Here is a 22486-nt window from a genome sequence, read left to right as displayed (position 1 = left end):
GTCATTTGAGCGCGATATGCTGTGCGAGGTAGGCAAACAGCGCGACGCACACGAGCATCGCCGCCCACGCCCAGACGGGCAAGCCGAGCGGATGCGGATCGTGGGAGTGATCGCGCTCGTGATGCACGAAACCATGCCCGTTCAGCCGATGCCGCAGCACGCCGCTCGCGTGGGCATCGGCGGACGGCCCGCGCATCGCGCCCGAGCGACGCGAAAACGCCGCCGACATCGCGCTCGGCCGCAAGAAGACGTGCCGGCGCTCGGTGCGCTCGCCCGCGGCGCGCATCGACGGCAACGCGTGCTTCGCGCGCACCACTTCGCAGAACTCGGCGAAGAAATCATCGGCGCCTTCGCGCAGCGCGTTTTCGATCTGGCGGGCAGGCAAGCCGGCGAGCGGGCCCGATACCGTCGCCCAGACGGTGTATTCGATCCAGGTAGCGGCGCCGTCGTCGTCCGGGTTCAACGCGACCGCGATCTGCCCGCGCAAGGAGCCGACGCCTTCGCCGCGCGCCTTGAAGCTCAGCGTGCGGGCGTACACGGCATCGTCGGATTCGGTGGTTTCGGTGGTATCGCCTGGCGCGCGCGCCGCCTGACGCGTGCGCCCGGCGGCATGAGCGCGGATCTGGTAGCGCGCCCGCAGCGCGCCGAGCGGCACGATCAGCGTGAGGACATACTCGCCGCCGGGCGTGCGTGTGAACGATTCGCAATTGTCGAGGCTCGCGCGCAGCAGCGCGAGATCGCCCAAGGCTTCCCGGACATGCGCCGGGTCGAGCGGAACGCACAGGGCATCGGTGACTTCCATTCGAGCCTCCGCGAAAAGGATCGCATGCGTTCGTTATGGCCGAGCCGGCCTCGGCTGTCTGTTCGGATGCGCGCCTATGACGTTTCGTCGATACGATCGACGCGCGAACCGTAAAACGCGAGATAGCCCTTGATCTTTACGGCGGCGTCGAGCGGCGCTTCGTAGCTCCACGCGGCGTTCTCGACCGGGCCGTCCTCGGTCAGCAGGTGATAGTGCGTGGCCTCGCCCTTGCTCGGGCAATGCGTGGTGTGGATGGAGCGTTCCAGGCGCGCCATGTTTACGTCGGCGCGCGGGAAGTAGTGAACTTTCTCCACACCCGGCTCGATGAGCGTGAGGGACGCGTGCGTATCGGCGTAGGTCACGCCCTGATGGATCACGCGGCAGCGCCGTCCATTCAGCGTGATCTCGATGTGATGCGCCGTCTGGTGTCCGTCGTTCAGTTCCGTGCCCATCGTGCTGCCCCTCCCGCGTGAGAACCGACATCCCAAGAAAAAAGCCACGAGTCATCGAGACACCCGTGGCTTAATTATGAGACAAACTTCCGATACTGCGTGAGCGCTTTCGATGCCCGGGCGTATCCCCTTTCGACGCTCGCGCTTACTGAATGTTCCAGTGGAACGCCGCCTTGGCCTTGCCCGGTCCGGCAACGGTCACCGCCTGCTTTTTCTCCTGGTCCTTGTACTTCGCGTAGACCGTATAGCTGCCCGGCGGAAGTTTGACGAGCATGTACGGCCCCATCGACTCGGTGGAAAGCGTCTCGCCGCCCTTGCCGTCGACGATGCGAACCTGCACGCCCGAGAGATAGTCGGCGGTCGGGCCCGTGAAGCGCAGCGACAACGGCCAGTGCGCCTGTTCGCGCAACAATGCCCGCGATTCGTCGAGTCCCACGCCGCCCGATGTGTAGGAGACGTCGCCTTGCTGCTGGATCTGCGGCAGACCGCCGCCGTTGGTATTGCCGGCGCTCGACGTGTCGCTCGTCGTGCCACCCGCCGCTCCGCCCGCTTGCTGCGCCCAGGCGCCGCCCGTCATGCCGGCGCTCATCGCCGCAACGAGAATTGCGGCCGCCAGCTTGCCCGTGGTCTTGCTCGTCATGTTTCTGCTCCTTTGTCCGGTGCCGCCGCGCCCGGGAGCCGGCGGCGTCACGCCCGATGCGTCGATGTCACGCGATGGGGCACCAGGCAACCGCAGAGCATGGTTCGTGCCCGCATCGCGCAAGCCGACGGCCGCGCGTCAGCCGAGATCGACCGGCACGAAGATCTGGGCATCGTCACGCTGGATCAGAAGCGCGATGCTGTCGCCCGCGTGCTGGACCATCGACTTCAATTGCTGCACCGACGTGACCGGCTGGCCGTTCACGGCGAGAATCACATCGCCCGGCTGAATGCCCGCGTTCGCCGCCGCGCCGTTCGACTGCTGCACGAGCAGGCCGCGCGAAAGCGAATCGTTCTGCCGCTCTTCCGGCGTGAGCGGGCGCACCGCGACGCCGAGGCGCGCGTCCTGCGCCGACGCGCTGTCGGCGCCGCCGGTGTTCGCGCTCGCGGTCTTCGCATCCTTCAGCGCGCCGATTGTCACGGAAAGATCCTTCGCGCTCTTGTCGCGCCACACCGTCACTTTCGCGGACGTACCCGGCGAGAGGCCCGCGACCTGCGACGGCAGCGAAGTGGAATCCGTCACCGGCACGCCGTTGAGCGCGGTGATCACGTCGCCCGGCTGCAGCCCTCCCTTCGCGGCCGGTCCTCCCGGCTCGACCGAACTCACGAGCGCGCCTTGCGGCGACTTCATGCCGAACGAATTCGCGAGCGTCTGGTTCATGCCCTGCACCGTCACGCCGAGACGGCCGCGATCCACGTGTCCCGTCTTGATGAGCGCGTCCTTGACCTTGATTGCCTCATTGATCGGGATAGCGAACGAAAGCCCCTGGAAGCCGCCCGTTTGCGAATAGATCATCGAGTTGATGCCGATCACCTCGCCTTGCAGGTTGAAAAGCGGGCCGCCCGAATTGCCCGGATTCACCGGCACGTCGGTCTGGATGAACGGTGTGTAGTTTTCGTTGGGCAACGCGCGCGACTTCGCGCTGATGATGCCCGAGGTCACGGTGTTGTCGAATCCGTATGGCGAGCCGATCGCGACGACCCACTGGCCGACCTTGCTGCCGTTAGGATCGCCGATTTTCACCACCGGCAGGTCCTTCGCGTCGATCTTCAGCACGGCGACATCCGACTGCTTGTCCGCGCCGATGACCTTCGCGCGATATTCGCGCTTGTCCGTGAGCTTCACGGTGACGACATTCGCGTTGTCGACCACGTGTGCGTTCGTCAGGATGTAACCGTCGCTGCTCACGATGAAGCCCGAACCAAGACCTTCGCTCGGACGATCCGCACCGGGACCGCCGTCGCCGCCGCCGAAGCCGGGCATGCCGCCGAAGCGCTTGAAGAACTGATAGAAGGGATCGTCGGGGTCCATCGGCAGTTGACTCTGGCCGCGGCGATTCGACGTCTGCTTGACGACGTGCTTCGCGCTGATATTCACCACGGCCGGACCGTATGTCTCGACGAGGCCGGAGAAATCGGGAATGCCTGTTTTTGCCGCGGCTTCGGCGGGCATCAGCGCGGCTGCGGCGGGCGAGATGACCTGCGGCGCCGGGACGTTGTTGTGCCCAGCCACGTAGCCCGCCGACAAGGCAACGGCAACGGCCGCTGCGACGGCGCTGCGGGTGAGGATCTTCGCTTTCATCGTGTGCTCCTGACGAGGGGATGTGCGCTTGAGAAGCGCGCTATGTCGATGGAGCAAGATTACGGGGTGTCGCTTAAACCTTTCTTAAAAACGTAAAGGGGCGTCTGTTTCCGCGAACAGACGCCCCTGGTAGTGCGGCTTGCTTATACTGCACTGGGTCGAACTCATTGCATTACTTTCTGACACATTCAACTTAGTCGACTGCTGCTCGTTGTTTCAAGAACGGTCAACCAACGACCGCGGCATCAGAACGTCACAGTGACCTTGAGCCCGCCCGCTTCCGACTCCCCGAGCGACACCGCCGCGCCATGCTGAACCGCGATGCGGCGCACGATCGCGAGCCCGAGACCGCTGCCCGCGACATCCGTGCGTGCGCGATTCGCGCCCTCGCCGACGCGATAGAACCGGTCGAACACTCTTTCGCGTTCTTCTTGCGGAATGCCCGGCCCGGTGTCGGAGATTTCGACGACCGGACGTCCGTCGCGCACCTTCAGGCAGACATCCACGCGACCGCCTTTGGGCGTGTACTTCGTCGCGTTGTCGATGAGATTGTTGAACATCACGCGCAGCGAATCGGCATCGCCCTTCACGATCGCCGGCTCGCTCACTTCGATGCCGAGATCGACGCCGCGCTCCTGCGCGACCAGCACATAACCGCGCACGCAGCCTTCCAGCAGTTCGCGCAGATCGACTTGCGTCTCGACACCCTTGCCGTCCGGCTCCGATCGCGCGAGAGCCAGCAATTGTTCCGCAAGCCGCGTGGCGCGCGCGATGCCTTCATGCAGATCCCCGAGCGCCTCGCGGCGCGTTTCGTCGTCCTGCGCACGCGCGACGAGCTGCGCCTGGATCTGCACCGCCGCGAGCGGCGTGCGCAGTTCGTGCGCGGCGTCGGCGACGAAGGCCTTTTGCGTATCGAGCGCAGCCGACAGCCGCGAAAGCAGCGCATTCAGCGCGCGCACGACCGGCCGCACTTCCTGCGGCAGACGTTGATCGGAGAGCGGATCGAGCGCTTCGGGATGACGTGTGTCGAGCGCGCGCGTCACGCGCTGCAAGGGCGCGAGGCCGAGTCCCACGATCACCCAGATCGCAAGCCCGAGCAGCGGCAGCAGCAGCACGAGCGGCCACAGCGTGCGCCACGCGACGCCCGCCGCGACACGATTGCGGATCGACAGCGGCTGGGCGAGCTGCACGACGTTGTCGCCGACGATCGCGCTATACACGCGCCATTCGCCGCGCGGCGTCATTTCGGTGGAAAAGCCGAGCTCCGCGTGGGGCGCGAGCGGCACGCGCGGATGCGAGTAGTACATCAGCACGCCGTTGCGATTCCAGATCTGGATGACGACGCCCTCGTCGCTCTCGCTGCGCGAACTCAGCACCGACGAAAACGGCTCCGAAGGCAGCGCGGCCGCGATCTGCTGCAACTGGTAGTCGAAGAGTTCGTTGGCTTCCGCGAGCGCCTGCCGATAGATGAGCCATCCTGCAAACCCCACGCCGACGATGACGAGCGCGAGCAGCCAGATCAGCAATTGCCGGCGGATCGACCGCATCAGGCGTCCTTCGCGACCATGTAACCGAGGCCACGCACGTTGCGGATGAGATCGGCGCCGAGCTTCTTTCTCAGCGAATGGATATACACCTCGACGGTATTGCTGCCGATCTCCTCGCCCCAGCCATAGATCTTTTCCTCGAGCTGGCTTTTCGACAGCACCGCGCCGGGCCGCGCCATCAGCGCTTCGAGGAGCGCGAACTCGCGCGCCGACAGCGACACGGGCGCGCCCGCGAGCGTCACCTGATGACCGACCGGATCGAGCGTCAAATCACCGTGGCGCACGAGCGATTCGCCCCGCCCCGCGTGCCGGCGGATGAGCGCACGCATGCGCGCGCCGAGCTCGTCGAGATCGAAGGGCTTGACGAGGTAATCGTCCGCGCCGGCATCGAGTCCCTTCACGCGATCCGCAATCGCGTCGCGCGCCGTGACGATCAGCACCGGCAGGGCGTTGGCCCGCGCGCGCAAAGTTTTCAGCACATCGAGGCCGTCCCGTTTGGGTAGACCGAGGTCGAGCAGCATGAGGTCATAGGACTCGCCCGCGACGGCGGTGAGCGCAGCCTCGCCGTCCTGTACCCAGTCGACTGCGAAGCCGTCCGCGCGCAGCGCCTTGCGTACGCCTTCGGCAATCATCCGGTCATCTTCGACAAGCAGGATTCGCATGGCACATGTCTGTTCGTGGTTACATGGGCAGCCTCGTAGCCGCGACCCATTGTAGCCGCGCGGGCTTGCCACAGGCTTAAACGGGACTTAACCGCGCCGATCGTCCACGTTCGGAAGACAACGGCGTGCCGCGCCCGACGCCCATCGCCCGACGAAGATTTTCAGCCCGTACGATTTCCGCAAGCCAGCTTGTCTACAATAGCCGCTTCCCGCGCGGCGCACCCCTGCCCGGCCACGCGCCGCCGCCTGCCATCCAGTCCAAGAACAACGCTCGTCCATGCCGTCTGCATTTCGCTTCCTGCCCAGCCGTCTCTCTTCGTTCGCGCTCGCCGCAACCTTCGCCTGCGCAGCGCTCGGCCATATGCCCTACGCCGAGGCGCGCGGCGGCTCGAAGTCCGAATCGCAGGCGCAATCGCCGGAGCGCGCGGCGATCGGTGGAACCCGGTCGAAGCACGCGGCGAAAAACGAAGCGAAGCGCGCGAAGGCCGAGCGCGAGCGTGCCGAGAAGGCGAGCGTGCCCGCCGGACCGCTGCCCGCATCGGTGATGACGGCGCTCGCGCACGCGCACGTACCGCTTTCGTCGATGAGCGTCGTCGTGCAGCGCGTCGGCGCGCCGTTGCCTCTCGTCTCGGTCAACGCGAGCCAGCCGATGCTGCCCGCCTCGACGATGAAGCTCGTCACCACATACGCCGGCCTCTCGATGCTCGGCCCGGACTATCGCTGGAAGACGACCGCGTATGCCGACGGCGACGTCGATGCTCAGGGCGTCCTGCACGGCAATCTGTACATCCAGGGTACTGGCGATCCAAAGCTCGTGCCGGAGGAGCTGATCGATCTCGTCGAGCAGGTGCGCAAGAACGGCATCACGGGCATCGATGGCGCGCTCGTGCTCGACAAGCGCTACTTCGACGCTTCCACGCGCGATCTGCCCGCCTTCGACAACGATGACACCGCGCCCTACAACGTCGGCCCGGACCCGCTGCTGTACGCATTCAAGTCGCTGTCCTTCACGCTGACGCCGAGCCCCGACGGACAAGTCTCCATCGACGTGCTGCCGCAACTCGCGCAATTGCAGATCGACAACGAACTGCGCGTCACGCGCGGCGCCTGCACCGGCTCGCTCCAGGCGGCGTCGCCGAGCGTCGCGCAGACACAGGGCGGCTTCGTGCAGGCATCGTTCATCGGCGACTATCCGTTGCGTTGCGGCTCGCGCACGATCAACGTCGCGGCGCTCGATCACTCGACGTTCTTCGCGGGCGGCTTTCTCGCACTGTGGAAGCAGGCGGGCGGCACGTTCCAGGGCACGACGCGCGAAGGCCCGACGCCGTCGAACGCGCGGCTCGTCGGCACGCATCGCAGTCCGGTGCTGTCGGACGTCGTGCGCGACATCAACAAGTTCAGCAACAACGTGATGGCGCGCAACCTGTTCCTCACGATCGGCGCGGCGCAATCGAAGCCGCCGGCGACGACCGCGAAATCCTCCGCGGCGATCCAGGCGTTCCTGAAGCGCAGCGCCCTGCCGATGAGCGGCCTCACGCTCGACAACGGCTCGGGCCTTTCGCGCGACGAGCACATCTCGGCGAGCTCGCTCGCCGACCTGCTGATGGCGGCCAACGCGAGTCCGGTCGCGCAGGTGTTCGTCGAATCGCTGCCCGTCGCGGGCGTCGACGGCACGATGCGCAACCGCCTCACCAACGCGGGCGCGCTCGGCAACGCGCACATCAAGACCGGCACGCTGCGCGACGTACGGGCGATCGCGGGCTATGTCGGCGCGGCGAACGGCGAGAGCTATGTCGTCGTGAGCTTCATCAATGATCCGCGCGCCGAAGCCGCGCGCGCCGCGCACGATGCGCTGCTCGAATGGGTCTACGAAGGCGTGCGCAGGCCGGGCGCGGCGGATTGAACGGCTCGGCCATCGGCTGAATACGGCGCTCGCGGGCACGGAAAGCCGGCGGGACCGAAGATTTCTTCTACGAAGTGACGTCCGGTAACGTGCGCGCGGCGTGTACGCTGTCGGGCACGCCGCTGGCCCGGTGCAGGTGTGCACCGGAGCGGGCGGGCGGCATCGCTTAAACTCGCAGGTACGCGGCAGGCGGACCGCAACAAGGTCAGGCGCCGCAATCGAACTAGAAAACACCGAAGAAGGGAGACGAGGTCCATGAACAAGCAACGCTCGACGCGCGCCGCACTGGTGCGCTTTGCCCAAGTCGCGACGGCCAGCGCGGCCTTCGCTCTGCTCGCCGCGTGCGGTGGCGGCGGCGATGACAACAATTCCACGCCGGCGGGCGGCGTGAAACTGCAGGTGGTGTCGTTCGGCGACAGTCTTTCCGACGTCGGCACCTATTCGCCGGTCGCGGCGGCGAACTTCGGCGGCGGCCGGTTCACGACGAATCCGGGTCAGGTCTGGGTGCAGAATGTCGCGCAGTATTACGGCGATACGCTCACGCCGGCGATGACGGGCGGCTTCGGCACGCCGCCTGCCACGCAAGCGGGTCTCGGCTACGCGCAAGGTGGCGCGCTCGTGACGAATCCGATCGGGATCAATCACGTGTCGACCGATCCCGCGAATTACACGGGCGCGCTCACGGTGCCGATCGTTCAGCAGGTGCAGAACTATCTCAGCGCACACGGCAGCTTCAATTCGAACCAGCTCGTGATTGTGAACGGCGGCGGCAACGACATCCTCTATAACTTCCAGCGGGCCGTGGCCGGCGCGATCACGCCGGCACAGGCGAGCGCAGCGATCGGCAAGGCGGCGATCGACCTCGCCGGTCTGATCGGCAAGGTCGTGCAGAGCGGCGCGACGCACGTACTGGTGTCGAACGTGCCGGACATCGGCGCCACGCCGCAGGGCATGATGAGCTCGGCGGCCAATCGCGCGTTGCTCACACAGGCATCGCTCGGCTTCAATCAGGCGCTTGCGGCAGCGCTTACGCAGTCGGGACTGATGCCGAAGGTGATTTATCTGGACATCGTGCCGGTGCTCGCCAATGTCACGGCGAATTATCAGCAGCTTGGATTCGCGGTTTCGAACACCGGGACGGCCTGTAACCTGCAGGCGATGGCGGCGGCGGCGCAGAAGTTCGGCGAGCCCAATCCGCAAGCGTTCGCCACCTCGCTGTTCTGCTCGCCGGAGACGCTGACCGTCGCGGGCGCGGACCAGACGTACATGTACGCAGACACCGTGCATCCGACGACGCATCTGGGCGCGCTCTATGCGCAGGCGGCGGAGCAGGCGATTGCGAAGTCGGGGTTGGGGAAGTAAGCGGGTTCTTTCGGTTGCGAATGGAAAACCGCCCGGCGAGAGATCGCCGGGCGGTTTTGTTTTGAGGCTTGGAAGAGGTGTGCGCGGGCGCGGAGGAAACATCACGCCACCGCCGAGGCGATCTTCTGAAAGGTGTATCTCCGCACACGCGGAGGAAACTGGCAGAACTCGGGTATGGGTTCGCCTATCGGGGGTCTATCTCCGCACACGCGGAGGAAACGCGCCCATCGCCATCATCGATCCGGCATATGGGGGTCTATCTCCGCACACGCGGAGGAAACTACAAAGCTCAGACCCAGTACCTCGATCCTCAGGGTCTATCTCCGCACACGCGGAGGAAACGGCCAATCCTATCTTGATCCCGTCTACGACCAGGGTCTATCTCCGCACACGCGGAGGAAACTTTTTTGGAGGTCCATTGCAGTTGACTGACCACGGTCTATCTCCGCACACGCGGAGGAAACAAAGTCGTCGCGGTCATGGCTCAGGCCATCCACGGTCTATCTCCGCACACGCGGAGGAAACGGGCCGAACAGATCGTGCGGCGGCGGATGCAGGTGTCTATCTCCGCACACGCGGAGGAAACGCGAGGATTGCGCACAGCTCTTCCTGGATCATGGGTCTATCTCCGCACACGCGGAGGAAACTTGTGCTCTACGCTTGCGACTCGCCGCGCAATGGGTCTATCTCCGCACACGCGGAGGAAACGACGGCTTGCCGCTCACGCTGTCATGGTCGGACGGTCTATCTCCGCACACGCGGAGGAAACTAGATCCATCGCCGAGCCATCGCTCATCGCGAGGGTCTATCTCCGCACACGCGGAGGAAACCGCGGGTCCGAATCGATGACGAGGATGGGATCGGGTCTATCTCCGCACACGCGGAGGAAACCCTAGATGATAACCGCTTGATCCAAAACCGAAATCCCCGCAACCCATCTTCACAAATGAGGCCCCCGCGCGCCCTCACTCCTCCCGCTCGAACGCCGCCGCCGCCCTCCCAAGCCGATCATTCACCGCGATCCACTCGACCGTATCCGGCAGTTTCTCGATGAGAATCCGCTCGACATCCGCCCGATCCAGCGCACGCAACAAACCATACAAATCGCGCGCGTAACTCTGCGGATTTTCCGGCGCGGCCGCGAAATGCACATGCGCCGCATGCGCCCATTCCCCCGCGCTTGACGCCCTCGCGACCAGCGCGATCTTCCTTCCGCTCACCCGATCGTGAGCCGCGAGCAACGGCTCGATCGACGCGAACGGCAACAACGCAAGCGGCGTGCGCGGCGCGTAATGCGCCTTCAACGTCCCGGAAGCGCGCGGCGCCGTGGCATCCGCCCCATCCGGCAACCTCGGCGCAGTACCGATCACATCCGCGATCTGCTGCGGACTCACATGTCCCGGCCGCAGCAGCGCCGGAAACCCGCGCGACAAATCCAGAATCGTCGATTCGATGCCGACGTCCGCCGCGCCGCCATCGAGCACGTGCACCGCGCTGCCGAACTCGTCGCGCACGTGCTGCGCGGTCGTCGGACTGACATGACCAAACCGGTTGGCCGATGGCCCCGCGACGCCGCCCTGCTTCCCCGTGCCGATCCGCCGCGCGTGGAACGCCGACAACAGTTGCTGCGCCACCGGATGCGACGGACATCGCACGCCCACCGAATCCTGGCCGCCGCTGACCGCCGCCGGAATATGGGCCGCGCGCTTGAGGATCAACGTCAAAGGCCCCGGCCAGAACGCATCGATGAGCTTCTGCGCATCTGCGGGCAACTCCCGCACCCAGTAGCCCGGATCGGCTTCGGGCGCGAGATGCACGATCACCGGATGATTCGCCGGACGGCCCTTCGCCGCATAAATACGCGCGATGGCGTCCGGATTCTCGGCGTCGCCGCCGAGCCCGTAGACCGTCTCGGTCGGAAACGCGACGAGTTCGCCCGCATCGAGCAAAGCCGCGGCTTCAGCGATCTGCGCGGCGCTCGGAAAGTGAATGGTCATTGCCTGCTGCTTCGGTAAGTCTCAATCGAGCGGGATATGCAGCATCCGCGCGCAGTCACGCGCCGCCGTGCGCGCTTCCTCGAGCGTCGCCGCCGTGAAATTGATGTGGCCCATCTTGCGGCCCCGGCGCGCCTCTTCCTTGCCGTAGAGATGCAGCCGCGCGGCCGGCATCGCCGCAACCTCCGTCCATGCGGGCGCTCGCGCCTTGTCGCCATCGAACCAGATATCGCCGAGCAGGTTCAGCATCGCGGCGGGCGAATGCTGGCGCGTATCGCCGAGCGGCATGCCGGTCATCGCGCGGACCTGTTGCTCGAACTGGCTCGTCGCGCAGGCATCGACCGTGTAGTGGCCGGAATTGTGCGGACGCGGCGCCATTTCGTTGGCGATCAGCGTGCCATCTTCCAGCACGAAGAATTCGACGCACAGCACGCCGACATAACCGAGCTTCGCGGCAATGGTCAGCGCGGCGTCCTGCGCCTGCGCGACAAGCGATGCCGAAGCATCGGGCGCAGGCACGACCGTCTTCGCGAGAATGCCGTTCACATGCACGTTCTGCGCGAGCGGAAACACGGCCGACTTGCCGTCGCCGCCGCGCGCGATCAGCACGGACACTTCGTACTTGAGCGGCATGCGCTTCTCGAGCACGCACGGCACGCCCGACAGCGACGCATACGCGTTGCGCACGTCCGCGACATTGCGCACGCTGACCTGCCCCTTGCCGTCGTAGCCGAGACGCGCGGTCTTGAGAATGCCCGGCAGCACCGCCGCGATCTTCTCGTCGGGCAACGCGGCGAGCGCCTGCGGCGATTCGATCACGACATGCGGCGCGACCGGCACGCCCGATGCCGCAATGAAGCGCTTCTCCGCGACGCGGTCCTGCGCGATCGCCACGCAGCTCGCAGCCGGGCTGACGAACGTGCACGACGCGAGAAATTCGAGGCTCGCGGAAGGCACGTTCTCGAATTCCGTCGATACCGCCGCGCACAGGCGGCCGAGTTCGGTGAGCGCCGCGCGGTCGTCATAGGCGGCGCGGATGTGGCGATCCGCGACAGCGCCCGCGGGGCTCGTCTCGTCCGGATCGAGGACGGCGACGCGATAGCCCATCGATTGCGCGGCGAAGCAGAACATGCGGCCGAGCTGGCCACCGCCGACCATGCCGAGCCATGCGCCCGGCAGGATGGGGGAGATCGGAGAATTGTGTGGGTTCATCGTGGGGCTTGGGTGGCTGGCTGTGGGCATCAGCGATTGCGCGACGCGCGGTCCGCGCGCGGGGTCATCAAAGCGGCGGCAGCGCCATGTCCCGCGCCGCCTGATTCTGCTTCACACGGAAAGCGGCGAGCGCGTCGGCGTATGCGGCATCGGTGACGCTCAGCATCGATACGGCGAACAGCGCCGCGTTCGCCGCGCCCGCCTCGCCGATGGCGAAGGTCGCGACCGGCACGCCCTTGGGCATCTGCACGATCGAATGCAGCGAATCGACGCCCTTCAGATATTTGCTCGCCACCGGCACGCCGAGCACCGGCACGGTGGTCTTCGCGGCCAGCATGCCCGGCAGATGCGCCGCGCCGCCCGCGCCCGCGATGATCGCACGCACGCCGCGCTCACGCGCGCTTTCCGCGTAGGCGAACATCTCGTCCGGCATGCGATGCGCCGAGACCACTTTCGCCTCGTACGGCACGCCGAATTCCTGAAGCATCGCGACGGCGTGCTTCATCACGTCCCAGTCGGAGCTGGAACCCATCAACACGCCGACGAGCGGCGCTTCGTGTGTGTGCCCTTTTGCCAGATCCGGGGCCTTCACTTCGCTCATTCCAATTTCCCAGAGATATGCCCGCGCCGCTCTTTTCGTGAGCGGCGCGCGTGCCGAACCTTAAGACAGCGTCTTGCCAGTGAGACGCTGCAACGCTTCCTGATACTTTTCCGACGTCTTGGCGATCACCTCGTCCGGCAGCGCCGGCGCGGGCGGCTCTTTTTTCCACGGCTGCGTTTCGAGCCAGTCGCGCACGAACTGCTTGTCGAAGGACGGCGGATTCGTGCCGACCTGATAGCCATCGGCGGGCCAGAAGCGCGACGAATCGGCCGTCAGGACTTCGTCCATCAGATACAGCTCACCCTTGTTGTCGAGGCCGAACTCGAACTTCGTATCCGCGATGATGATGCCGCGCGTGGCCGCGTATTCGGCCGCTTCCTTGTACAACTGGATGGAGATGCGCTTGATCGTCGCCGACAGTTCGGTGCCGATGCGGCGCTCCATCTCATCGTAGGTGATGTTTTCGTCGTGATGACCCATTTCGGCTTTCGCCGCCGGCGTGAAAATCGGCTCGGGCAGCTTCTGCGCATTCTGCAGCCCCGGCGGCAACTCGACGCCGCACACCGCGCCCGTCGCCTGATAGTCCTTCCAGCCGCTGCCCGCGAGATAGCCGCGCACGACCGCTTCGACGAGGATCGGCTCGAGGCGCTTCACGACGACCGCGCGGCCCTTCACCTGCTCGACCTCGTCGGGCGCGACGACAGTCGAAGGATCGATGCCCGTGTTGTGATTCGGCACGATATGACCGAGCTTCTCGAACCAGAAATCGGCCATCGTGTTCAGCACGCGGCCCTTGTTCGGAATCGGCTCGCCCATGACGACATCGAATGCGGAAAGGCGGTCGGTCGTTACGATCAGGAGCTTGTCCTGACCGACTGCGTAGTTGTCGCGGACCTTGCCGCGGCCGAGCAGCGGCAGCGATCTGATCGTGGATTCGTATAGCGTGGACATCGTCATGTACCGGAAAGGGTGCTGAAATGGTTAACGCCGCGCTTCGGCATCCAGCGCGGCGAGAGAAAAAAAGCGAACGGGCTCCGAACCCGGAACCCGTTGATTTTACTTTACAAATAACGCCTGGCTCAGATCAGGCTTATTTCGCGCTCACTTGACGATCTGCGCGAGGGCGCCCGACTTGTACTTCTCGGCGATCTTGTCGAGCGAAACCGGCTTGATCTTGCCCGCCATGCCTTCGCAGCCGAACTGCATGTAGCGCTGGCGGCAGATTTCCTTCGCCGCTTCGCGCGCGGGCTTCAAATAGTCGCGCGGATCGAACTTCGACGGATTTTCGAACAGATAGCGGCGAATCGCGCCGGTGATCGCGAGGCGCAAATCGGTATCGATGTTCACCTTGCGCACGCCGTGCTTGATGCCTTCCTGAATCTCTTCGACCGGCACGCCGTAGGTTTCCTTCATGTCGCCGCCGAATTCGCGGATCTCGGCCAGCAATTCCTGCGGCACGGACGACGAACCGTGCATCACCAGGTGCGTGTTCGGAATGCGCTGGTGGATTTCCCGGATGCGGTCGATGGCGAGAATGTCGCCCGTCGGCTTCTTCGAAAACTTGTACGCGCCGTGCGACGTGCCGATCGCAATCGCCAGGGCATCGCACTGCGTCTGCTTCACGAAGTCGGCGGCCTGCTCGACGTCGGTCAGAAGCTGCTCGCGCGTCATCGTGCCTTCGGCGCCGTGGCCGTCTTCCTTGTCGCCCTTCATGGTTTCGAGCGAACCGAGCACGCCCAGCTCGGCTTCGACGGTGACGCCGATCGAATGCGAAAACTCCACGACCTGCTTCGACACCGCGACGTTGTATTCGTACGAAGCGACCGTCTTGCCGTCGGCTTCGAGCGAACCGTCCATCATCACGCTCGTGAAGCCGGAGCGGATTGCGGCCATGCACACGGCCGGCGACTGGCCGTGATCCTGATGCATCACGACCGGAATATGCGGATACGACTCGACGGCCGCTTCGATCAGATGGCGCAGGAACGCTTCGCCCGCGTACTTACGCGCGCCGGCGGACGCCTGCATGATGACGGGCGCGTTCACTTCGTTCGCGGCCGACATGATCGCCTGCACTTGTTCCAGATTGTTGACGTTGAATGCCGGGAGGCCGTAACCGTGTTCGGCTGCGTGATCCAGCAGTTGACGCATTGATACGAGAGGCATTGTGGTGAGACTCCATGATGTGAAACGAATTCTGCAGCGCGCTCGATTCCGCTCTCGGGCGGTTTTCGGCTTGATCGTCGCCTCGACTGACGCATTGCTCCGCGTCGTCTTGCGCGCTTGATTGGGCGCCCGCCGCTGCTGGACGGCGGGCGCTCCGGACCTGCGGCAATCGCGCGGCGTTTGACCGCGCAGATTTCTCAAAAATGCTTAGAAGTGGTCGCCCACACGCACGATCTTGAGCGTGTTGGTGCCGCCCGCCTGACCCATCGGCTCGCCGACGGTCAGCACGACCATGTCGCCGCGCGCCGCATAGCCCTTCGACACGACCACTTCGAGCGCCTGATTCAGCGCGGTGTCGCGATCCATGTTGGTGTCGACGTGCAGGGGCGTCACGTTGCGGTACAGCGACATCGTGCGCTCGCTCGACACGCGCGGCGTCAGCGCGAAGATCGGCACGTGCGTCCAGTGACGCGACATCCACAGCGCCGTCGAGCCGGATTCGGTCAACGCGACCACGGCCTTCGCGCCGAGATGAAAGGCGGTGAAGAGCGCGCCCATCGCGATCGACTGGTCGATGCGCGTGAACGTGCGGTCGAGGAAATCGCGGTCGAGCTGCGACTCTTCCGACTTCTCCGCCTCGACACACACGGCCGCCATCGTCTCGATGGTCGTCACCGGATACTTGCCGGCTGCCGTTTCGGCGGAGAGCATCACGGCGTCGGTGCCGTCGAGCACGGCGTTCGCGACGTCCGACACTTCCGCGCGCGTCGGCACGGGCGCGTGGATCATCGATTCCATCATTTGCGTGGCGGTGATCACGAGCTTGTTCGACTCGCGCGCCATGCGGATCATGCGCTTTTGCAGCGCCGGCACCGCCGCGTTGCCCACTTCCACAGCGAGATCGCCGCGCGCGACCATGATGCCGTCCGATGCGTCGAGAATGCCCTGCAATGCCGGAATCGCTTCGGCGCGCTCGATCTTCGCGATCATCTTCGGCTTGATGCCATACGGCGCGCCCGCGATGTTCGCGAGTTGACGCGCCATTTCCATGTCCGTCGCATTTTTCGGGAACGACACCGCGACGAAGTCCGCGCCGAGCGACATCGCCGTCTTGATGTCCTCCATGTCCTTCTCGGTCAGCGCGGGCGCGGTGAGACCGCCGCCCTGGCGGTTGATGCCCTTGTTGTTCGAGAGCTCGCCGCCGACTTTGACCGTCGTGTGAATTTCCTCGCCGATCACGCGCGTCACGTCGAGCACGATGAGGCCGTCGTTGAGCAGCAGCACGTCGCCTGCGCGCAGGTCGCGCGGCAGATCCTTGTAGTCGAGGCCGACGCGCTCGTTATTGCCGAGCGTGCAGTTGGCGTCGAGGATGAACGGGTTGCCCGCGACGAGCATCGTCTTGTTGTTCTCGAACTTGCCGACGCGGATCTTCGGGCCTTGCAGGTCCGCCATGATCGCGACTTCGCGGCCCACCTGACGCGCCGCCTCGCGGACGATTTCAGCGCGCTGGCGATGGTCGTCGGCGGTGCCGTGCGAAAAGTTGAAACGTACGACGTCGAGACCCGCCTGCAGCATTTGCAGCAGGATGTCCGGGCTAGTGGAAGCCGGGCCGATGGTGGCAACAATCTTTGTAGCGCGATGCATGGAATTCCTCGTCTCAGTAGGATCGCCCGTAACTACGCTGCGAGCACGTTGCGCTTGCAGTGAGGTGTTGCTCACCGGTTGCGCGCGCGCGCCGGTTCGTGCCGGCGTCGCTTTGTCGATTTCCTTCAGGGCATGGGCGGGCATGCCGCCAATGATGACCGGAGGCGGGGGCGGCACTGCGGCCGCGGCTTCGCCTTCGGATGCTGCCTGATCTGTTTGCGCCGCTTGCGCGATCGCCAGCGCTGCTTCAGGGGCGGCATCGGGCGCGCCGCTGTCGATCACGTCCTGCGTCACATCGTCTTGCGCGCCGCCGGCTGCTTGCGCGCCCTTCTTACCTGCTTTCGCCGGATTGCCTCGGGCCGCCAACGCCTCAGGCCCGCGACTCGAGCACTTCCACCGCGGGCAGCTTCTTGCCTTCCAGGAACTCCAGGAACGCGCCGCCGCCGGTCGAGATGTAGCTCACTTTGTCGTGGATGTTGTACTTCGCGATGGCCGCGAGCGTGTCGCCGCCGCCCGCGATCGAGAACGCCGACGAATTGGCGATCGCCTGCGCGAGCGTCTTCGTGCCGTTGCCGAACTGGTCGAACTCGAACACGCCGACCGGGCCGTTCCAGACGATCGTGCCGGCGGTTTCGAGCTGCGCCGCGAGCGCCTTCGCCGTATCCGGGCCGATGTCGAGGATCAGGTCGTCGTCGGCGACATCCGCGACGGGCTTGATCTGCGCCTTCGCGGTCGGGGCGAATTCCTTGGCCGTCACGACGTCGCTCGGAATCGGCACCGATGCGCCGCGCGTGCGCGCCTGCTCGATGATTTCCTTCGCTTCGTCGACGAGATCGGCCTCCGCGAGCGACTTGCCGATCTTGAGGCCCGACGCCAGCATGAACGTGTTCGCGATGCCGCCACCGACGATCAGTTGATCGACCTTCTCGGCGAGCGACTTCAGAATGGTGAGCTTGGTCGACACCTTCGAGCCCGCGACGATCGCGACGAGCGGTCGCTTCGGGTTGCCGAGCGCCTTGCCGAGCGCGTCGAGCTCGGCGGCGAGCAGCGGGCCCGCGCATGCCACCGGCGCGTACTTCGCGATGCCGTGCGTCGTGGCTTCGGCGCGGTGCGCGGTGCCGAACGCGTCATTCACGTAGACGTCGCAGAGCTTCGCCATTTTCTGCGCGAGGCCGTCGTCGTTCTTCTTCTCGCCCTTGTTGCAGCGGCAGTTTTCGAGCAGCACGACGTTGCCCGGCTGCACCTGGACGCCGTCGACCCAATCGGCGACGAGCGGCACGTCGCGGCCGAGCAGCTCCGACAGACGCTTCGCGACCGGGGCCAGCGAGTCTTCCGGCTTGAACTGGCCTTCGGTCGGGCGGCCCAGATGGGACGTGACCATCACGGCCGCGCCCGCGTCGAGGGCGGCCTTGATTGCCGGGACAGAGGCGCGCACGCGCGTGTCTTCGGTGATGTTGCCGTCATCGTCTTGCGGCACGTTGAGATCCGCGCGGATGAACACACGCTTGCCGGAGACTTTGCCTTCGGCGATCAGATCGGTGAAACGCAGTACTTTCGTCATGGGAGTCAACGTAGGTAAAGAAGCGGTTCGGGCGGGGACGGCCGTCGGGGCGGCCGGTTCGTGGAGTCGCCGCGCGCGGGCCGCCGGGCAGGACGGCTCGCGCGCGGATCAGGCTGGAGGCGAAGGGCGCGCGGTGAAGCCGAACGCGCGTGCAAGAAGCGGGAGAAAGGGATCGGACAGATGAATCCGGAGAGGCGCGCGAGCGGCGCTCGGGCGCGTGCACGCAGCCGGGAGCGGCGGGTTGGACAGCGGGTTGGACCATCCTGGCGCGGTGACTGCCGGAGACACTTTCGACCTCGCTCACTCGGGAAAGACCATCATTTTAACCGATCGCCCTGTCCGCTTTTAGCGGGCAATCGTTGATGACGCGTATTTGGCGCCGACGCATGCGACCCGGGCGTGGCGCGTTCACGCCGCGAGCCGCAGCAGCGTGAACACGAGCATGCCGACGGCGATCGTGCCCATCATGCCGCGCCGCCACAGGTAGTACGCGAGTCCGGCCGCCGACGCCCATAGCGCATGATTCGACAGCGCGAGCGAAATGCCCGCCGACGTCTCCAGCAGGTCGGGCACGACGACGCCCGCCAGCGCCGCGGCCGGCGCGTAGCGCAGCACGCGCTGCACGCGCGGCGGCAGCACCATGCGTTCGCCGCCGGCCAGAAACAGTGCCCGCGTCACCGCGGTGACGAGGCCCATGCCGACAATCGCGAGCCAGACATGCAGGGCGCTCATCGGAGTGGCCTCGTGGCGGCGGGTTTGTCGGCTTTCTTTTCGTCGGTGGCCTGCTTAGGGCCGGTGCGCTCCGCTATCACGTCCGCGAGCGTGCCCGCGAACAGCGCCGCGAATACCGCGAGCGGCAAGCCGAAGCGATACGGCAGATCGAACGCCAGCAGCGCGACCACGCTGGCGACGGCGACGGCCGCGAGCGTCGAGCGCGTGGCGATCGCAGAAACGATGAGCGGAATCAGCGCGAGCGTGCCCGCGAGCTCGAGGCCCCAGTTATCCGGAATCAGGCTCGCGAGCAGAATGCCGATCACCGACGAACTCTGCCAGGACAGCCAGCTCGACACCGCCAGTCCCCAGAAGAACGCCTCCTTGCCGGGCTGCCAGCCGACCGGAAAATTTCGCTTCGAGAACATCAGATAGATGATGTCGCCGTTGAAATAGCCGAGCAGCAAACGCCGCTTGAGCGGCAAGTAGGAGAAATGCGGCGCGAGGCCCGCGCTGAAGATGACGAAGCGCAGGTTGACCATCGCGGCGGTCAGGAGAATCGTCCAGAGCGGCAGCTTGGCGGCGAAGAGCGGCAGCACCGCGAGCTGCGACGAGCCCGCGTACACCGCGAACGACATGCCGAGCGCCTGCGGCACGGTGAGTACGGACTTCGTCATCGCGACGCCGGTCACGAGGCCCCAGGAGAACGTCGCCAGGACGGCGGGAGAGAAGGTGCGCACGCCCTCGAAAAACGCGCGGCGATTCGTGTCGGACAGCCGGTCGAGCATGAGCAAATGCGAGGCGAACAAGACAACCCGTGATGCCATTGCGCGGCCTCGATCGAATGCGCGATGGATCGGGAAAAACCGGGAAAATCGGGAATGGTGAGCTTCGCCGTTTCAGCCCGCGGTTTTTCAGCGGACGGCGAAAGGCAAATTATAGCGGCGTGAAAGGCGTGCCAAGGTCGGTTTCGTCGTGAAAAGACGCTAAAATGACGGTCTTTCGCCGCCTTTGCGCCCTCGACACGCGACTTCCCCTACGGAATCCGAGCAAGAAAGCGCGCCGGGCGCCGCCGCCCCTTCAGAACGCGGGCGGCCTGCCGAAACCCACTTGAACCGAGACAGCTAGGAGAACCGTATGTCAATGGCCGACCGCGACGGCAAGATCTGGATGGATGGCAAGCTGATCGACTGGCGTGATGCCAAGATCCACGTTCTGACCCACACGTTGCACTACGGCATGGGCGTTTTCGAAGGCGTGCGCGCGTACAAGACCGCGCAGGGCACGGCGATCTTCCGCCTGAAGGAACACACGAAGCGCCTGCTGAACTCCGCGAAGATTTTCCAGATGGAGGTCCCGTTCGACGCTGCCACGCTCGAAGCCGCGCAACTGGAAGTCGTCAAGGCGAACAATCTGGAAAGCTGCTACATCCGCCCGATCATCTGGGTCGGCTCGGAAAAGCTCGGCGTGTCGGCCAAGGGCAACACGATTCACGTGGCCATCGCCGCCTGGCCGTGGGGCGCGTATCTCGGTGAAGACGGACTCGCGAAGGGTATTCGCGTGAAGACGTCGTCGTTCACGCGCCATCACGTGAACGTGTCGATGGTCCGCGCGAAGGCATCCGGCTGGTACGTGAACTCGATTCTCGCGAATCAGGAAGCCGTCGCCGACGGCTACGACGAAGCCCTGCTGCTCGACGTGGACGGGTACGTGTCCGAGGGCTCCGGCGAGAACTTCTTCCTCGTGAACAACGGCAAGATCTACACGCCCGATCTCGCCTCGTGCCTCGACGGCATCACGCGCGATACCGTCATCACGCTCGCGCGCGATTTCGGCATCCCGGTGATCGAAAAGCGCATCACCCGCGACGAGGTGTACACCTGCGACGAAGCGTTCTTCACCGGCACCGCCGCCGAAGTCACGCCGATCCGCGAGCTCGACAACCGCACGATCGGCTCCGGCAAGCGCGGTCCGATCACGGAGAAGCTGCAAAGCGCGTTCTTCGACGTCGTCGGCGGCAAGAACGAGAAATACGCGAGCTGGCTCGCGAAGGTTTAACCGACCTCATGCGACGCGGCGAGCCTGACACTCGCCGCTAGCAGGACATCTGACAAGAGATAGCAATGAGCGACCTGAAGGAAATGCCGCTGGTGGAATTGTCGGCGAAAGATCTGCCCGCCTTCTGCCCGAACCCGAAGATGCAGCGCTGGAGCACGCATCCGCGCGTGTTCATCGACGTGACGCACGGCGAAGCGCGCTGCCCGTACTGCGGCACGCGCTACAAGCTGAAAGACGGCGAAGTGCTCAAGGGCGGTCACTGAAAACGCGCCGGGCGCCGCCGCCCTGTTTCCGCGCCGTAGCAAAAGGCGCACATCAGACCCACGACAATCGACGGCTCGCCCCAAGGCGGCGGGCCGCGTTCATTTTGAGATCGGATAACGACAGATGCGCCGTGCGCTGGTTATAGCACCGAACTGGATCGGTGACGCATTGATGGCGCAGCCGCTCTTTACGCTCTTGCGCAAACTGCATCCGCGCATCGCGATCGATGCCGTCGCGCCGGGCTGGGTCGCGCCCGTGCTCGAGCGCATGCCCGAGATCCGCGACGTCTACGCGACGGATCTCGCCCACGGCAAGCTGCAACTGCTGCGCCGCTGGCAGCTCGCGAGCGATTTGCGCGATGTCGGCTACGACGCCGCCTACGTGCTGCCCAACTCCGTCAAATCCGCGCTGATTCCGTGGATGGCTGGCATCAATTTGCGTATCGGCTACACGGGCGAGAGCCGCTACGGGCTCTTGAACGTGCGTCACGCGAATCCGCCGAAGACCGAGCGTCCGCCGATGACCGCGCATTACGCCGCGCTCGCCTACGCGCCGGGCGCGAAGCTGCCGTTCGTCGACAAATTCGCCCAGCCCGATGCCGCCGGAGAGCCCGAGGCGCAGACGCTTCCCGTGCCGCGTCTCGAATTCGATCCGAACGAAGCCGCGCGCGTCTCGACGCGCTTCAATCTCGACACGCGGGCGCCGCTCGTCGTGTTCTGCCCGGGCGCGGAGTACGGGCCCGCCAAGCGCTGGCCGCCGGAGCATTTCGCGTCGCTCGCGCAATTCATCGCGCAGTCGTTCCCGTATGCGCGCATCATCGCGCTCGGCTCGAAGAAGGATGCGCCGATCGCGCAGGCCATCGCGGAGCGTGCGCCGATGGTGCGCAACCTGTGCGGCCAGACGTCGCTCGGCGAAGCGTGCGCGCTCATTTCACGGGCGAGCGCGGTCGTCACCAACGATTCCGGCCTCATGCACGTCGCGGCCGCGTCGCGCCGGCCGCTCGTCGCGGTCTACGGCTCGACCGATCCGCGCCACACGCCGCCCTTGTCCGATCTCGCAAAGGTACAATGGCTGCATCTTGAATGCAGTCCGTGCTTTGCCCGCGAGTGTCCGCTCGGCCATCTGAACTGCTTGCGCGAACTCTCGGCCGAACAGGTCTTCGGCGATTTGCGCGGGATGCTGCTCGCGCATCGTTGATGTTGCGCTCACGCGTCGAAAACGCGTGTCCAACTCGACGGTTTCCAGCCGTGTGTGCGGGTGCGGACA

At 65.4% G+C, this 22486-nt stretch carries 20 protein-coding genes and 1 CRISPR repeat array; of the genes, 5 read left to right on the top strand and 15 right to left on the bottom strand.

The window, feature by feature from the left end:
- Window position 1 precedes the first annotated feature (1 nt).
- The 6 genes from NCT32_RS02505 to NCT32_RS02480 all read right to left on the bottom strand — a co-directional run bounded on the left by NCT32_RS02505 (window position 2) and on the right by NCT32_RS02480 (window position 5744).
- Window positions 2–802 (bottom strand): CoxG family protein, encoded by an 801-nt coding sequence (locus NCT32_RS02505; protein ID WP_061117690.1) that lies wholly within the window; start codon window positions 800–802, stop codon window positions 2–4.
- A 74-nt stretch (window positions 803–876) separates the two neighbouring features.
- Window positions 877–1254 carry a DUF427 domain-containing protein gene (locus NCT32_RS02500; RefSeq protein ID WP_061117691.1) on the bottom strand — a complete coding sequence of 126 codons (378 nt, stop codon included), beginning with the start codon at window positions 1252–1254 and terminating at the stop codon, window positions 877–879.
- A gap of 145 nt (window positions 1255–1399) precedes the next feature.
- Window positions 1400–1894 (bottom strand): carboxypeptidase regulatory-like domain-containing protein, encoded by a 495-nt coding sequence (locus tag NCT32_RS02495; RefSeq protein WP_250489869.1) that lies wholly within the window; start codon window positions 1892–1894, stop codon window positions 1400–1402.
- Window positions 1895–2032: 138 nt separating this feature from the next.
- Window positions 2033–3535, bottom strand: coding sequence for a DegQ family serine endoprotease (locus NCT32_RS02490; protein ID WP_061117692.1), 1503 nt, complete (start codon window positions 3533–3535; stop codon window positions 2033–2035).
- Between the two features lie 245 nt (window positions 3536–3780).
- The gene (locus NCT32_RS02485; RefSeq protein WP_061117693.1) at window positions 3781–5082 is read right to left on the bottom strand and encodes an ATP-binding protein; all 1302 of its coding nucleotides are present in this window, start codon (window positions 5080–5082) and stop codon (window positions 3781–3783) included.
- Window positions 5082–5744, bottom strand: a complete 663-nt coding sequence (locus NCT32_RS02480; RefSeq protein WP_061117694.1) for a response regulator — start codon at window positions 5742–5744, stop codon at window positions 5082–5084. The genes NCT32_RS02485 and NCT32_RS02480 overlap by 1 nt, the downstream gene beginning before the upstream one ends.
- Window positions 5745–6021: 277 nt before the next feature.
- Here NCT32_RS02480 and dacB point away from each other — a divergent pair, with 277 nt between their 5' ends.
- Window positions 6022–7647 carry a D-alanyl-D-alanine carboxypeptidase/D-alanyl-D-alanine-endopeptidase gene (gene dacB / locus NCT32_RS02475; protein ID WP_061117695.1) on the top strand — a complete coding sequence of 542 codons (1626 nt, stop codon included), beginning with the start codon at window positions 6022–6024 and terminating at the stop codon, window positions 7645–7647.
- A 255-nt stretch (window positions 7648–7902) separates the two neighbouring features.
- Window positions 7903–9009, top strand: coding sequence for an SGNH/GDSL hydrolase family protein (locus NCT32_RS02470; RefSeq protein WP_061117696.1), 1107 nt, complete (start codon window positions 7903–7905; stop codon window positions 9007–9009).
- A gap of 131 nt (window positions 9010–9140) precedes the next feature.
- A CRISPR array of direct repeats spans window positions 9141–9900; the repeat unit is 28 nt; unit sequence GGTCTATCTCCGCACACGCGGAGGAAAC.
- A 74-nt stretch (window positions 9901–9974) separates the two neighbouring features.
- Here the strand turns inward: NCT32_RS02470 and NCT32_RS02465 are convergent.
- The 9 genes from NCT32_RS02465 to NCT32_RS02425 all read right to left on the bottom strand — a co-directional run bounded on the left by NCT32_RS02465 (window position 9975) and on the right by NCT32_RS02425 (window position 19686).
- Complete coding sequence (locus NCT32_RS02465; protein ID WP_061117697.1) at window positions 9975–11006, bottom strand: L-threonylcarbamoyladenylate synthase; 1032 nt, start codon at window positions 11004–11006, stop codon at window positions 9975–9977.
- A 21-nt stretch (window positions 11007–11027) separates the two neighbouring features.
- Complete coding sequence (locus tag NCT32_RS02460; protein ID WP_061117698.1) at window positions 11028–12215, bottom strand: 5-(carboxyamino)imidazole ribonucleotide synthase; 1188 nt, start codon at window positions 12213–12215, stop codon at window positions 11028–11030.
- Window positions 12216–12282: 67 nt separating this feature from the next.
- Window positions 12283–12816, bottom strand: coding sequence for a 5-(carboxyamino)imidazole ribonucleotide mutase (gene purE / locus NCT32_RS02455; RefSeq protein ID WP_061117699.1), 534 nt, complete (start codon window positions 12814–12816; stop codon window positions 12283–12285).
- A 60-nt stretch (window positions 12817–12876) separates the two neighbouring features.
- Window positions 12877–13767: a phosphoribosylaminoimidazolesuccinocarboxamide synthase gene (locus NCT32_RS02450; protein WP_061117873.1), complete on the bottom strand. Its 891-nt coding sequence runs from the start codon at window positions 13765–13767 to the stop codon at window positions 12877–12879.
- A gap of 150 nt (window positions 13768–13917) precedes the next feature.
- The gene (gene fba, locus NCT32_RS02445) at window positions 13918–14982 is read right to left on the bottom strand and encodes a class II fructose-bisphosphate aldolase (RefSeq protein ID WP_035497826.1); all 1065 of its coding nucleotides are present in this window, start codon (window positions 14980–14982) and stop codon (window positions 13918–13920) included.
- A 207-nt stretch (window positions 14983–15189) separates the two neighbouring features.
- Entirely contained in the window at window positions 15190–16992 is a 1803-nt protein-coding gene (pyk, locus tag NCT32_RS02440; RefSeq protein ID WP_409219253.1) for a pyruvate kinase, read from the bottom strand.
- A 4-nt stretch (window positions 16993–16996) separates the two neighbouring features.
- Window positions 16997–18187, bottom strand: a complete 1191-nt coding sequence (locus tag NCT32_RS02435; RefSeq protein WP_061117700.1) for a phosphoglycerate kinase — start codon at window positions 18185–18187, stop codon at window positions 16997–16999.
- 408 nt (window positions 18188–18595) lie between these two features.
- Window positions 18596–18919 carry an AzlD domain-containing protein gene (locus NCT32_RS02430; protein WP_061117701.1) on the bottom strand — a complete coding sequence of 108 codons (324 nt, stop codon included), beginning with the start codon at window positions 18917–18919 and terminating at the stop codon, window positions 18596–18598.
- Entirely contained in the window at window positions 18916–19686 is a 771-nt protein-coding gene (locus tag NCT32_RS02425) for an AzlC family ABC transporter permease (protein WP_061117875.1), read from the bottom strand. Before NCT32_RS02425 ends, NCT32_RS02430 begins: the two co-directional genes overlap by 4 nt.
- 349 nt (window positions 19687–20035) lie before the next feature.
- Between NCT32_RS02425 and NCT32_RS02420 the strand changes: the two genes are divergently transcribed.
- From NCT32_RS02420 to waaF, 3 genes are all read left to right on the top strand, one after another.
- Complete coding sequence (locus NCT32_RS02420) at window positions 20036–20956, top strand: branched-chain amino acid transaminase (RefSeq protein ID WP_086960938.1); 921 nt, start codon at window positions 20036–20038, stop codon at window positions 20954–20956.
- A gap of 65 nt (window positions 20957–21021) precedes the next feature.
- The gene (locus NCT32_RS02415; protein WP_008351333.1) at window positions 21022–21219 is read left to right on the top strand and encodes a zinc-finger domain-containing protein; all 198 of its coding nucleotides are present in this window, start codon (window positions 21022–21024) and stop codon (window positions 21217–21219) included.
- Between the two features lie 124 nt (window positions 21220–21343).
- Entirely contained in the window at window positions 21344–22417 is a 1074-nt protein-coding gene (gene waaF, locus NCT32_RS02410) for a lipopolysaccharide heptosyltransferase II (protein WP_061117703.1), read from the top strand.
- Window positions 22418–22486 lie beyond the last annotated feature (69 nt).

It is taken from the genome of Caballeronia sp. INML2 (assembly GCF_023631365.1).
GTDB classification, from domain to species: domain Bacteria; phylum Pseudomonadota; class Gammaproteobacteria; order Burkholderiales; family Burkholderiaceae; genus Caballeronia; species Caballeronia turbans.
This window is presented reverse-complemented; position numbering and strand designations above follow the sequence as displayed.